Annotated in this window: 10 protein-coding genes; 3 read left to right on the top strand and 7 right to left on the bottom strand. The window is 73.0% G+C overall.

Annotated elements, in window-relative coordinates; all coding sequences use genetic code 11:
* Positions 1-4: 4 nt before the first annotated feature.
* The 6 genes from ACYUD3_RS21855 to ACYUD3_RS21830 form a co-directional block, all read right to left on the bottom strand.
* Positions 5-2,812 (bottom strand): family 78 glycoside hydrolase catalytic domain, encoded by a 2,808-nt coding sequence (locus tag ACYUD3_RS21855; RefSeq protein ID WP_470972366.1) that lies wholly within the window; start codon positions 2,810-2,812, stop codon positions 5-7.
* Positions 2,813-2,981: 169 nt separating this feature from the next.
* Positions 2,982-3,863, bottom strand: a complete 882-nt coding sequence (locus ACYUD3_RS21850; protein ID WP_470972364.1) for an aminoglycoside phosphotransferase family protein — start codon at positions 3,861-3,863, stop codon at positions 2,982-2,984.
* Positions 3,864-3,905: 42 nt separating this feature from the next.
* Positions 3,906-4,550 carry a dihydrofolate reductase family protein gene (locus ACYUD3_RS21845; RefSeq protein WP_470972362.1) on the bottom strand — a complete coding sequence of 215 codons (645 nt, stop codon included), beginning with the start codon at positions 4,548-4,550 and terminating at the stop codon, positions 3,906-3,908.
* A gap of 82 nt (positions 4,551-4,632) precedes the next feature.
* The gene (locus ACYUD3_RS21840; protein ID WP_470972360.1) at positions 4,633-5,409 is read right to left on the bottom strand and encodes an SAM-dependent methyltransferase; all 777 of its coding nucleotides are present in this window, start codon (positions 5,407-5,409) and stop codon (positions 4,633-4,635) included.
* 76 nt (positions 5,410-5,485) lie between these two features.
* The gene (locus tag ACYUD3_RS21835; protein ID WP_470972358.1) at positions 5,486-6,538 is read right to left on the bottom strand and encodes a threonine aldolase family protein; all 1,053 of its coding nucleotides are present in this window, start codon (positions 6,536-6,538) and stop codon (positions 5,486-5,488) included.
* 335 nt (positions 6,539-6,873) lie between these two features.
* Entirely contained in the window at positions 6,874-8,124 is a 1,251-nt protein-coding gene (locus ACYUD3_RS21830; protein ID WP_470972356.1) for an MFS transporter, read from the bottom strand.
* Positions 8,125-8,218: 94 nt separating this feature from the next.
* On the opposite strand from ACYUD3_RS21830, the gene ACYUD3_RS21825 reads away from it, so the two are divergent.
* Positions 8,219-9,121, top strand: a complete 903-nt coding sequence (locus ACYUD3_RS21825) for a LysR family transcriptional regulator (RefSeq protein ID WP_470972354.1) — start codon at positions 8,219-8,221, stop codon at positions 9,119-9,121.
* Between the two features lie 256 nt (positions 9,122-9,377).
* On the opposite strand, the gene ACYUD3_RS21820 is transcribed toward ACYUD3_RS21825, so the two are convergent.
* The gene (locus ACYUD3_RS21820) at positions 9,378-10,253 is read right to left on the bottom strand and encodes an NAD(P)-dependent oxidoreductase (RefSeq protein WP_470972352.1); all 876 of its coding nucleotides are present in this window, start codon (positions 10,251-10,253) and stop codon (positions 9,378-9,380) included.
* Positions 10,254-10,351: 98 nt separating this feature from the next.
* Here ACYUD3_RS21820 and ACYUD3_RS21815 point away from each other — a divergent pair, with 98 nt between their 5' ends.
* Together ACYUD3_RS21815 and ACYUD3_RS21810 are read left to right on the top strand one after the other, a co-directional pair.
* Positions 10,352-10,945: an LmrA/YxaF family transcription factor gene (locus ACYUD3_RS21815; RefSeq protein ID WP_470972530.1), complete on the top strand. Its 594-nt coding sequence runs from the start codon at positions 10,352-10,354 to the stop codon at positions 10,943-10,945.
* 136 nt (positions 10,946-11,081) lie between these two features.
* Complete coding sequence (locus ACYUD3_RS21810) at positions 11,082-12,419, top strand: jacalin-like lectin (RefSeq protein ID WP_470972350.1); 1,338 nt, start codon at positions 11,082-11,084, stop codon at positions 12,417-12,419.
* Positions 12,420-12,549: the final 130 nt, after the last annotated feature.

Genomic DNA, 12,549 nt, shown 5'->3' with positions numbered 1-12,549 from the left:
ACGCTCACCCCACCGTGAACGCGAACGTCCCCGCCGGCACCTGATACACCGCCGCCGTCCCCGTCCGCCCCGCCGGCCGCGGCCTGCTCGTCCCGGACGCCGTCACCGCCGCGCCCTTCGGCGCGGGCACCCGCACGGTCGCCGAACTCCCCACCGGGACCGCGATGTTGAGGGTGAACTGGCCGTGGCTGTCCTTGCGCCAGCTGCTGGTGACCATGCCCTGCGGGGTGCGGTAGCTGCCGGCCGCGTGGGTCAGCCCGCCGACCACCTGGGGGGCGATCTCCAGCTGCCGGTAGCCCACCGACCCCGCCGCCTGGTCGATCCCGGCAGGCCCGGCGACCAGCCAGGCGTCCACCTGCCCGAAGAAGTGGTGGTTCTGCGAGCCGCTCCCGGTCAGCGACTCGGCGAGGGTGGTGTGCCCGCTGGCGACGAGGTAGCCGTAGCCGGGCGAGGTGGGGTTGACGACCATGTCGTAGATCACGTCGTCACGCCCGCCCGCGTGCAGCGCCCGGAAGAGCGGGCCGATGCCGACCGAGCCGCTGGTGATGTGGTTGCCGGCCCGGCGGACGGCGGCGACGAGGCGGGCGAGGACGTGCGGCCGGTCGGCCGGGGCGACGAGACCGGCGTCCAGGGCCATGGCGTTGGAGGTCTCGCTGTCGCTGCCGTAGAACACCCCGTTCGCGTCCGTGTGCCGGAAGCGGTCGTTGAACTCGCGGGCCAGCGCCTGCGCCTTGGCCCCGTACAGGTCCCGGTCGGCCGGCCTGCCCAGCACCCCGGCGATCTGCGCCATGTCCTGGACGGCCGTGTAGTGCCCGGCGACGATCGCCAGCTGCATCGGGGTGGAGTTGTCGGTCGCGGACCAGTCGCCGAGGCCGGGGATGTCGCCGTTGTTGGCGGCCTTGTTGCCGTCCTCGTAGGCGAGCCAGCGGACCATGGTGTCGTAGAGCTCGCTCATGGTGCGGGTGTCGCCGTAGGTGCGGTACAGCTTCCACGGGATGCGGACGACGGCGCCGCCCCAGTTGACCTCGTCGAGGTACTCGATGATGCCCTGCGGGTGCGGGAGCTTGACGGGGGCGACGCGGTGGAACTCGGGGGCGATGTTCGCGATCAGCCCGGGGAACTCGTCGCCGGGCTGCCGCTGGGCGGTCGCCATGTTGCGCACCAGCTGCGTCTCGTAGCCGGACAGGTCGTAGTCCGTCAGGAGGGCGTCGATGTTGTGGAGGTTGTCGCCCGTGTAGGGGCCCTTCTCCCGGTCGGGGCAGTCGGTGAGGACCGACATCATGTTGCCCTGCATGGCCCGCAGGGTGATGGCGTGGATCTCGTCGAGCAGCGGGCTGGAGGAACTGAAGTCACCGGCGCGTTCGTTGGAGGCGTGCACGACCTGGAGGGTGACGGTGTCGGCGGCGGGCGCGGCGGGCAGTCCGTCGACCTTCAGATAGCGGAAGCCGCTGTAGGTGAACTGCGGGTGCCAGGTCTCGGTGCCCTGTCCGGAGAGGGTGTAGCGGTAGGCGATGCGGTTCGTCGCGGTCGCGCCGGTCGAGGCGATGTTCAGGCTGCCGTCGGTGTTGATCCGCTCGGACGGGATCATCGTGACGGTCGTCCCGGCGGCCCCGGAGACCTTCAGATGCGGCCATCCCGAGTAGTTGGCGCCGAAGTCGAGGATGTACGAGCCGGCGCCCGCGGGCTTGACGGACTGCGGGCGGACGGTGCGGGCGACGGTGACCGGGGGGCGCGGGTCGGCCCGCAGCGGCGTCGTGTCGCGCGGGGTGGTGGTGGAGCTGAGCCGCGCGAGCGCCGCGTCCTGCCAGCCGGGCCCCTCCAGCCGCCCCGCCGAGGTGGGCGCGCTCGCCGCGCGCCGGGCGTCGTACTCCTCGCCGCTCCACCAGGACGAGTACGTCGTCGGGCCGAGCGCCGTGCGCCAGGAGGTGTCCGAGGTGACCGTCTCCTGGCGGCCGTCGGCGTAGGTGATCTCCAGCTGCGCGATGACCTTCGGCTCGCCGAAGACGGTGTACGTCTCCAGGCTGCCGCCGAAGAAGTAGCGGCCCGGTGTCTTGACCCGCTGGTAGGCGCCGCTGCCGGTCTCGACGCCGAGGGTGTTGACGCCCGCGTTCAGCCGTCCGGTGAGGTCGTAGGCGCGGTAGTCGACCTCGGCGGAGTACGTCGTCTGGCCCGGCTCCAGGACGGCCGGGGTGAACGGCTTGCCGTTGAGGGTGGCCGCGTACATGCCGAGGCCGGTCAGGTAGAGCCGGGCCTTGGCGACCCGGCCGGTCACCGTGAACGCCTTGCCGAAGACCGGCAGCGGCATCTCCTTGCCGTCGGGGCTGGTGTAGGCGTAGGCGGGGTTCTCGATCCAGCGGGCCGACCAGTCCGCGGGGTTCAGCAGCCCCATCTCGAAGCTCGCCGGAGCGCTCCAGCCCGAGCCCTCGCCGCGGTCGTCCCAGACCCTGACCTGCCAGACGACGCTGTCGCGGGCCCGCAGCCGGGCGGGGAAGGAGACGCCCGCCGTCGTGGGCGACTTGACCTTCCCGGAGTGCCACACACCTCCCTTCCCGGCGCGCAGTCCTTCGGCCGTGCGGGCCGCCCTGATCTCGTAGGCGGCCTGCCTGCCCCCTCGGCCGGCGCCGTCGAGCCGCCAGGACAGCAGCGGGGCGGGGGCGTCGATGCCGATCGGGTCTACCTTGTCGTCCGTCCTCAAGTCCACGGGAGACAGCATGTGTTGCGCTTTCCCCGGTGCGGCCTGGGCCATGTCGGGGAGGGCGAGGGCCAGCAGCGCCGCGAGCGCCGTCGCGGTGGCGGAGTGGGGGGTTCTCACAAGGGTTCCCTTCGCTGGAGAAGGTGTCGTGCGAGGCCTTTGAGACGTTCTAGCCGCCCGAGCGCAACTCCAAGCAGGATCGGGACTGTTCGGGTGCTGTCACCGTGTCAGAAGTGTTGACCGGGACCTGAGTACGTTTCAGCTTCCGGGCGCGCCGCGCTTCCCCGCCCTACACCCCCAGCCGCCGCGCGATCTCCAGATCCACCTCGCCCAGCGGCTCCCCGTCCTCGACGTTCCACAGGGAGTTCTCCAGCAGCCGCCCCAGCGTCCAGGCCCGCGCGCGTTCCCGGTCGAGGCCGAGGATGCCGGTCATCGCGTCGAACCGCCAGCGCACGTCGGCGGGGTCGAAGCGGTTGGCGAGGGCCGGCCAGAGTTCGTAACCGGGGTCGCCCGCAAGGGGTTTGGGGTCGATCGCGAGCCAGGGGGCGCGGTCGGCGGCGAGGACGTTCTCGTCGTGCAGGTCCCAGTGCAGCAGCCGGTCGCCGGGCTCGCCGGCGACCTCCCGTACGGCGGACGCGCACGCGGCGACGATCCGGCGCTGCTCCGGGTCGGGGATCCTCGCGAGGGCGGCCGGGGTGCGCTCCAGCATCGACCCGGCGATGCCGGCGAGGGTGCGCAGGCCGGCCGGGGCGGGCCCGGCGGTGAGGTGGGCGAGGAGCCCGGCGATGATCCGCACGGACGCGCGCGCGTCGGGGTGGTGCGCCAGCATCCGCTCGGGGTCGAGCCGTTCGAGGAGCAGCGTCCCGGTCCCCGGGTCGTGCCCGAGCAGCCGTACGGCCCCGTCCCCGTCCCACGCCCGCAGCGCGACCGGCTCGCCCCGGCTCTCGTCGTCGAGCAGCTGGAGCTTGAGCACGGCGCGCAGCCCGTCGCCGGGGCGTACGACGGGCAGGACCAGCGCGGCCATGCCGTGCATCGGCGGCCCGTCCAGGCGCAGGTCCCACCTCCGGCAGAACTCCCCTGCCAGCTCGGGGAGTTCCGCGAGGAACGCGAGCCCCGCCGCCCCGTTCGCCCTCTTCTGCGCCGCCACCAGGCCGGCCGGAATCTCGATCACCCCCCGGACCCTACGCGCGCGGGGCGGGCCGGCCTTCGCGATTTATTTCCGCCAGTACAGGTGGTGGACCACCCCGCTCGGGCTCGGTACGACGTCGCGGTGGAAGCGGTCCAGGAGGTCGTCCGGGGAGTCCCACAGCCGCAGGCCGCTGCCCCACTCGATGGGGGCGACGGCGATGTGGAGGGTGTCGACCAGGTCGGCGTCGAGGAAGGCGCGGATGGTGCTGACGCCGCCGCCGAGGCGGACGTCCTTGCCGTCGGCCGCCTTCTTGGCCTCCTCCAGGGCCGTCGCGGGGTCGGCGTCGATGAAGTGGAAGGTGGTGTCGGAGAGGGTGAAGGAGGGGCGGGGGTGGTGGGTGAGGACGAAGACCGGGGTGTGGAAGGGCGGCTCCTCGCCCCACCAGCCCTTCCAGTCCTCGTCCGGCCAGGGGCCGCGCTGGGGGCCGAACTTGTTGCGGCCCATGATCTCGGCGCCGATGTTGTGCGAGAAGTCGCGGACGAGGTGGTCGTCCAGGCCTCTGCTGCCGCCCGGGTCGGTCCGGTTCGGCCAGCTGGCCGTGGGCCAGGCCCAGGCGAACATGCGGCCGGGGTCGACGTGTCCGAAGGGCCGCTCCAGGCTCTGTTCCTCGCCTGCGGCGACGCCGTCGCTGGAGACGGTGAAGTTCTGGACTCTCAGCAGCTGTCCCATGGGTTCTCTCCCTGCGTGCTGGTGCTGTCGTCCCATGAGACTCCCTCCGCCGGCGAAACTCATCGGCGCGCGGCCATGCGGCCTACTTCCGGCCCACTCCGACGTACACGGCCAGGTCGTCCCCGTCCTCCTCGCCGCCTTCCGGGTGCCACCGCGGGGCGGTACGGACGCCGGGGCCGAGGAGTTCGAGGCCGGTGAAGAAGCGGGCGCACTCCTGCTGGGAGCGGACCTGGGCGGGGATGCCGTTGGCGCGGTACAGCTCGACGGCCTTGGCCCAGCCCTCGGGGTTGAAGTCGCCGGTCACGTGCGAGAGGACGAGGCAGCTGCCCTCGGCGAGCGGGTCGAGGAGCTGTCCGACGAGGTCGTAGGGGTGGAACTCGTCGGAGATGAAGTGCAGCAGGGCGATCAGGGAGAGGGCGACCGGCCGGTCGAAGTCGAGGGTCCGGGAGGCCTCTTGGAGGATCTTGGCGGGGTCGCGGACGTCGGCCTGTATGTAGTCGGTGCTGCCCTCGGGGGTGCTCTGGAGGAGGGCCTCCGCGTGGCGCAGGACGATCGGGTCGTAGTCGACGTACACGACCCGGGCGGCGGGGTTCACCTCCTGGACGACCTGGTGGAGGTTCGGCTCGGTGGGGATGCCGGTGCCGATGTCCAGGAACTGGCCGACACCGCGCCGGGCCAGCAGCCGGGCGGCGCGGTGCATGAAGTCCCGGTTGGCGCGGGCGACCTCGACGATCTCGGGGACCAGGGTGATCGTGCGCTTCGCCGCCGCCTCGTCGACCGGGTAGTGGTCCTTGCCGCCGAGGTAGTAGTCGTACATGCGGGCGGGATGCGCACGGCTGGTGTCGATGTCGAGGGTCATCCTGGCCTTCTTCGGTCGCGGTGGAGATGACGCCACTTTAAGCGTGCCCCGCAACTCCCTGATCAGGCAGGTCCGTTCACCTCTCGCGGCGCGCGTGCGCGGACGCGGCCGAGATCAGGTCGTCGACATCGGCCTCGGTGGTCGCGAAAGAGGTGACGAGGCGGACGACGCCGGGCTCCCAGCGGTCGTGGTAGAAGGCGAAGCCGTCGGCGAGGAGGCCGTCGATGACCGGCCGGGGCAGCCGGCAGAAGACGATGTTGGCGTCGGCGGCGCCGGGCAGCACGACACCGGGGAGCGCCTTGAGGCCGTCCTGGAGGCGGGCGGCCATGGCGCCCGCATGGGCGGCGTTGCGCAGCCAGAGGCCGTCCGTGAGGTAGGCGTCCAGCTGGGCGGACTGGAAGCGCATCTTGGAGGTGAGCTGGCCCGCCCGCTTGGCGCGGAAGGAGAGTTCGGGGGTGAGGGAACGATCGAAGACGACGATCGCGTCGGCCGTCATCGTCCCGTTCTTGGTCGCGCCGAAGGACAGGACGTCGACGCCGGCCCGCCAGGTGAGGTCGGCGGGGGCGGCGCCGAGGGAGGCGACGGCTCCGGCGAAGCGGGCGCCGTCCATGTGCAGCCGCAGGCCCGCGCCCTTGGCGAGCTCGCCCAGGGCGCCGAGTTCGCCGGGGGTGTAGACGGCGCCGGTCTCGGTGGCCTGGGTGACGCTCACCACGGACGGCTCGACGCTGTGCACGTCGCCCCGCTTGTGCCCGGCGGCGGCCCGCAGCTCCCCGGGGTCCAGCTTGGCGTCGGCGCCGCCGAGCGGGACGAGTTTCGCGCCCGCCGTGTAGAACTCCGGCGCCCCGCACTCGTCGTTGTTGATGTGGCTCTCCCGGTGGCACAGCACGCTGCCCCACGGGGGCGTCAGCGCGGCGAGGGCGAGCGCGTTGGCGGCGGTACCGGTCGAGACCGGCAGCACGTCCACCTCCCGCTCGAACAGCTCACTCATCCGCCGCCGGACCGAGGCGGTGCTGTCGTCGGCGCCGTAGGGCAGGGCCGGTCCGGTGGCCGCGCGGGTGAGGGCGGCGAGGATCTCGGGGGCGGTGCCGGCGGCGTTGTCACTGCTGAAGATGCGGGCGGGAGGGGTCATGTGGGTCAGTGTACGGTACGTCGTATCGGAGGGGTTCGGGGGCGGCTCGGGGGCGGCGAGGATGCTGGGCCGGCGGGCGGCCAGGCCCCGGGGTCCCGGACGGAGTCGTGTCCGGCGGACGGCTCGGCCCTGGCCCGGACGCCGGTTCGGCGAGCCGCTCGGGCTCCGGCGAGCACGCCGGTCCGGCGAACGGCACGGGCTCCGGCAAGGACGCCGGGCCGGCGAGCGGCCAGCACCCGGCCCCGGACGGAATCGAGCCCGGCGAGGCAACTCGGCCCCGTCCCGGACGCCGGTCCGCCCCCGCCCCCGCCCCCGCCCCCGCCCCCGCCCCCCGCTCAGCGCACTGCCCTCTCCCACCCCCACACCCCGACCAGCGCCGCCGAAAGCACCGCCCCCGCCGTGCAGACCCCGGTCCAGCCCGCCCAGCCCCACAGTGCGGACGCCGTCGCGGAGCCGATCGCGCCGCCGGCGAAGTAGAGGGTCATGTAGACCGAGTTCATGCGGCCCCTGACCTCGGGGGCCAGCGCGTAGAGCACGTTCTGGTTGCTGACGTGCAGGCCCTGGACGGCCAGGTCGAGCACGAGCACCCCGGCGAGCAGCGCCGCGACCCCGGCCGCCCCGCCCGCGCCGGCCGGGGCGAGCAGGGCCCAGGAGAGCAGGAGGAGGACGGCCGCGGCGCCGGTCGCGTGGTGGACGAAGCCGCGGTCGGCGAGCCGGCCGACGAGGGACGCTGAGAGGGAGCCGGCCGCCCCGGCGAGGCCGAGCAGCCCGATCGCGGACTCCGACCAGCCGTAGCCGGGCCCGGAGAGCAGGAACGCCACGGCCGTCCAGAAGACGCTGAACACGGCGAACGCGAGCGCGCCGAGCGCGGAGCGGCGGCGCAGGACGGGTTCGTGCGCGAGGAGTTTCAGGGTGGAGCCGAGGAGGCGGCCGTAGCGGAGCCCGGCCGGGGTGCGCAGGGCGGGCAGCCGCAAGTGCAGCAGGACGGCCATGAGCGCCATCAGTCCGGCGTTGACCCAGTAGACGGTGCGCCAGCCGCCCGCGTCGGCGAGCAGTCCGGCGGCGGTGCGGGCCAGGAGGATGCCGAGCAGCAGCCCGGTCATGACGGTACCGACGGTCCGCCCCCGCTCGGCGGGCGCGGAGAGCGTCGCGGCGAAGGGGATGACGACCTGGGCGCCGACGGAGACGAGCCCGGTCAGCGCGGTCCCGGCGAGCAGCTGGGCCGCGCTCGTCGCCGTGGCCGTGACCAGCAGGAAGCCAGCGGTCAGCGCACTGAGCACGACGGCGAGCCGGCGCCGCTCGACGAGGTCACCGAGCGGGACGAGGAGGAGCAGCCCGAGCCCGTACCCGACCTGCGCGACGGTCACGACGAGCCCGGCGGCGGAGTCGCCGAGCGCCAGGTCGCGGGAGATGACGTCGAGCAGGGGCTGTGCGAAATAGTTCCCGGCGACCGAGAGGCCGGCGGAGACGGACATCAGCAGCAGGAGCCCGCGCCGGAGTCGGGCGGGCGGGGCGGGATCGGGGCGGGTGTCTGTCTCGGCGTCGGCTTCACTCAGGGGCTGCTGCGTCCGTGCGGGGTCTGTCATGCCGCCCAGTCTCGGCACCGGCCCCGCGATGAGTCCAATGCATCGTTTTCACTTCATCGATCGCGTTCCGAGATGCTTGGGTACGATCGCCAGCGTGGAACTCCAGCAGATGCGTTACGTCGTCGCCGTCGCCGAGACCGGCGGGTTCACCCGGGCCGCCGAGCGCTGTCACGTCGTGCAGTCGGCCTTGAGTCATCAGATCGCGCGCCTGGAACAGGAGTTGGGGGCGCGGCTCTTCCACCGGACGAGCCGGAGCGTGCGGCTGACGACGGCCGGGGAGGCGTTCTTGCCGGTGGCCCGGCAGGCGCTGGACGCGGCCGGGCGGGCGCGGGCGGAGGTCGAGGCGGTGACCGCCGGGCTGCGCGGGCGGCTCGCCGTGGGCGCGATCTCGACGGTGGCGTGTGTGGATCTGCCGCGCGCGCTGGCCCGGTTCCGGGCCCGGCGGCCGCAGGTGCGGGTGATGCTGCGCAGCGGGATGAGCGAGGAGCTGATCGAGCAGGTGCGCCAGGGGCTGCTGGACGTGGCGTTCACCGGGCTCGCGCCGGGGATGGAGCCGGCCGGGGTGGGGCATCGGGCGCTGGCCCAGGGCGAGTTGGTGGCGGTGGTCCCGGCCGGGCACCGGCTCGCCGGGCGGGAGCGGGCCGCGCTGGCGGAGCTGGCCGGGGAGACGTTCGTGGACTTCCCCGCCGGCTCCGCCGCCCGGCGCCAGCGTGAACTCGCCTTCACGGCGGCCGGGTTGAACGCGGAGGTCGACCTTGAGGTGACCAGCGCACACGCCCTGGCGGAGCTGGTCGCGGCGGGGCTGGGGGTCGGGATGGTCCCGGAGGCGGTGACCGCCGGCCTGCCACACCGCTCCCGGCTCCACGTCCTACGCCTGGACGACGCTCCGAGACGGGTGGAACACGTGGTGTGGAACGCGTTCGGGGCGGCTCCGGTGGCGGCGGCGTTTCTGGCGGAGATCGGGGCGGGGGGAGAGGGGGCCGGCGGGTCGGGATGAGGGGCGGCGGGCGTTCGGGCGAAGTACGGCAGGCATTCAGACGAGGCGAGGCGGGCGTTCGGGCGAGATGCCAGGGCCGGCCGTCGCCAGCCCTCCTCGACCCGGCCCGCGTCCGGACAAGACACCGAGACCAACCACCACCAACCCACCCCGACCCGGCCCGCGTCCGGACAAGACACCGAGACCAGCCACCACCAACCCACCTCAACCCGCTCCGCGTTCTCCGCCGGAAGCCGAGAACCCCGCCCCGCACGCCTCAGCTCCCCTCCGTCCGCCCCTCCAGCGCCCGCACCACCGCCACCATGTCCTCACCCCCGAACCCCCGCGCGACCGTCTCCCCGTACAGCGCATGGCAGACATCCAGCAGCGGCGACGCGACCCCCGCCTTCCGCGCCGCCTCCGCGATCAAGCGGTTGTTCTTGAGGACGTCCGCCGCGCCGGCCTGGACCCCGAAGTCCCGGTCCAGCAGCTTGGCCCCCTTCACCCGCGACACCGCGCTCGCCATCGGCCCCGCGTCGAGGACGTCCCGCAGCAGCCCCTGGTCGAGGCCGTGCCGGTCGGCGAAGTGGAAGGCCTCGGCGAGGCCGGTGACGAGGGTGATGAGGAAGAGGTTGACCGAGAACTTCATCAGCAGCGCCCCCGGCACGGCCCCGCAGCCGAACGTCTCGCGGCACATGGGCGCCAGCAGCGGCCGTACGGCCGCCGCCGTGTCGTCGGCGCCCGCCAGCAGCGCGACCAGTTCGCCCTGTTCGGCGGGGACCCGGGAGCCGGAGACGGGGGCCTCGGCGTACCGGCCGCCGGCCGCGCGGACGTCCGCTTCGAGGGCGGCCGAGTACTCCGCCGAGGTGGTGCCCATGTGGACGAGCGTGCGGCCCGCGACCCGGGCGGCGAAGTCCGGGGTGCCGCGCGCGAGGACCGCGTCCATGGCCGGTTCGTCGGCCAGCATCAGGATCACCGTCTGCGTGCGGGCGAACACCTCGGCGGGGTCCGCCGCGACCTCGGCGCCCGCCGCGCGCAGGGGTTCGCAGCGGGCCGGGGTGCGGTTCCAGACGGTGAGGGGGACGCCCGCGCGGGCGAGGTTGAGCGCCATGGGGCGGCCCATGGTCCCGAGTCCGATGAAACCTGTGTCCATGCCGCACCGCCCGTGCCGTCGCTCCGCTATGACCGCTGTCATAGTAGCCCGCCCCTATGACAGCGGTCATAGGATGGGGTGACGGGACGACGAGAGGGATGCCGGTGTCCGAACGCGGGCCGCGGGAGCGGATGGTCTTCAGCGCGGCGCAGCTGATCCGGCGCGAGGGCGTCGGCGCGACCGGGATGCGCGAGGTCGCCGCGCACGCGGGCGCGCCGCGCGGCTCGCTCCAGCACTACTTCCCCGGCGGCAAGGAGCAGTTGGTGGGCGAGGCGGTGGCCTGGGCCGGCCGGTACGCCGCGAGCCGCGTCGCCCGTTTCCTCGCCGCCCTTCCCGAGCCGGCGCCGAGCGCCCTGTTCGCGGCGATGGTCCGGCAGTGGACGGACGAGTACGCGGCCGAGGGGTTCGCGGGCGGCTGTCCGGTGGCCGCCGCGACCGTGGACCGCGCGCGTTCCGAGGCGACCCGCCAGGCTGCCGCCGCCGCGTTCGCCGCCTGGCGGGAGCCGGTGGCGGACGCGCTCGCGCGGTTGGGGGTCCCGGTCGCGCGTACGCAGGCGCTGGCGACGCTGATGATCAGTTCGCTGGAGGGGGCGATCCTCATGGCGCGCGCGGAGGGGGACGTGCGGGCGCTGGAGGCGGTGGCGGAGGAGCTGGGGCCGCTGCTCGACTCGGCGGTACAGCAAGCCGGTTGACCTCTATCGAGCCGAGACCTGCGCGAGAAACCTGTGATTCACACGTTCCAGGTGTGGCAGACACGTCCCCGTGTCACTACGTTCTGACATGCCCTCAACACTGTGACCGTCTGTCACCCCCAGGAGGCCCTTTCCCATGCGCAGACTTTTCGCCTGCCTCGCCGCCGCCACGGCGGCCATAGGCGGGCTCGTCGCGACCGCCGCCCCGGCGTCGGCCGCCGCTTCGGGCAGCTTCAGCGTGCTCACCTACAACGTCGCCGGACTGCCCGAGTCCCTGTCGAGCGCATCGACGCCGCGCGCCGCGAGCACGACCGAGATCGGCCGCCGTATCGCGCCGTACGACATCGTCAACGTGCAGGAGGACTTCAACTACCACGCCTACCTGTACTCGACGGACACCCACGCCAACCGGACCGCCACCAGTGGCGGCGCCGGGATCGGCAGCGGGCTGAACACCGTCTCCAACTACGCGTGGGACGGCGACGACTTCGAGCGCGCGCGGTGGAACTCCTGCCAGCTCGACTCGGGCGACTGCCTCACCCCGAAGGGCTTCACCTTCATGCGCGAGCGGCTCGCGGAGGGGGTGTACGTCGACTTCTACAACCTGCACACCAACGCGGGCACGAACGCCGGCGACCAGACCTCCCGCGCCGACAACCTCAGCCAGCTGACGGCGTTCATCAAGAGCCACTCGGCCGGCAACGCGGTCGTGGTGATGGGTGACACCAACACCCGTTACACCCGCGCCGCCGACACGATCGCGGAGTTCGGGGCGGCCAACGGCCTCACCGACGCGTGGGTCAAGCTGATCCGCGGCGGCAGCGCGCCGGCCAAGGGCAGCGACGCGCTGGTGTGCGACCAGACCGGCGCGACCGTGCCGAACACCTGCGAGGTCGTCGACAAGGTCCTGTACCGCGGCAGCAAGCTGGTGAACCTGAACGCGACGTCGTACAGCAACGAGCACGCCAAGTTCCTCAACGCGGACGGCAAGATGCTCTCCGACCACGACCCGATCTCGGTCGGGTTCTCCTGGTCGCAGAACACCGCCTTCGAGCTGAGCGACCAGTACGGCGGTCCGCACGGCGACTACTACCAGGACATCGACAAGGTCGCGCCCGGCGCCCGCGCCACCACGATCTCGCTGCGCGCCGCCGCCCGCGTCGACCAGGTCGGCATCACCCTCGCCGACGGCACGTCGCTGACCCACGGCGGCACCGGCGGCACGGCGTCCTCGCTGACCCTCGGCAGCAACGAGTACGTGACGTCGGCGTACCTCTGTCAGGCGCAGAAGGACGGCAACACCCGGATCTTCTACGCCAAGTTCACCACCAACCTGGGCAACACCCTCGCCGGTGGCACCACGACCTCGGACTGCGTCACCCGCACCGCCCCGGCAGGCTGGCAGATCGCCGGCTTCCACGGCCGCGCCGGGGACGAGCTGGACAAGGTCGGGTTCATCTACACCAAGCGCTGACCCATCTCAGCGCCCCGCACCTGAAAGCCCCCGCGGGCTCCCCGCCCGCGGGGGCTTTCGCATGACCAAAAACCCTTCGGGTGACCGGAAAGCCTTCGAAACATTCGGAATTCCGGTGCCGAGAGCCGAT

Source organism: Streptomyces sp. AMJ-169, assembly GCF_055597585.1.
Note: the sequence above shows the minus strand (reverse complement) of the source record. Positions and strands in the feature narration are given on the sequence as shown.

Coding starts and splice junctions, on each gene's coding strand:
- ACYUD3_RS21845 (WP_470972362.1), bottom strand. CDS start 4,550: ATGGGACAGCTGCTGAGAGTCCAGAACTTCACCGTCTCCAGCGACGGC.
- ACYUD3_RS21830 (WP_470972356.1), bottom strand. CDS start 8,124: ATGACAGACCCCGCACGGACGCAGCAGCCCCTGAGTGAAGCCGACGCC.
- ACYUD3_RS21815 (WP_470972530.1), top strand. CDS start 10,352: ATGCCGGTGTCCGAACGCGGGCCGCGGGAGCGGATGGTCTTCAGCGCG.
- ACYUD3_RS21810 (WP_470972350.1), top strand. CDS start 11,082: ATGCGCAGACTTTTCGCCTGCCTCGCCGCCGCCACGGCGGCCATAGGC.
- ACYUD3_RS21835 (WP_470972358.1), bottom strand. CDS start 6,538: ATGACCCCTCCCGCCCGCATCTTCAGCAGTGACAACGCCGCCGGCACC.
- ACYUD3_RS21840 (WP_470972360.1), bottom strand. CDS start 5,409: ATGACCCTCGACATCGACACCAGCCGTGCGCATCCCGCCCGCATGTAC.
- ACYUD3_RS21820 (WP_470972352.1), bottom strand. CDS start 10,253: ATGGACACAGGTTTCATCGGACTCGGGACCATGGGCCGCCCCATGGCG.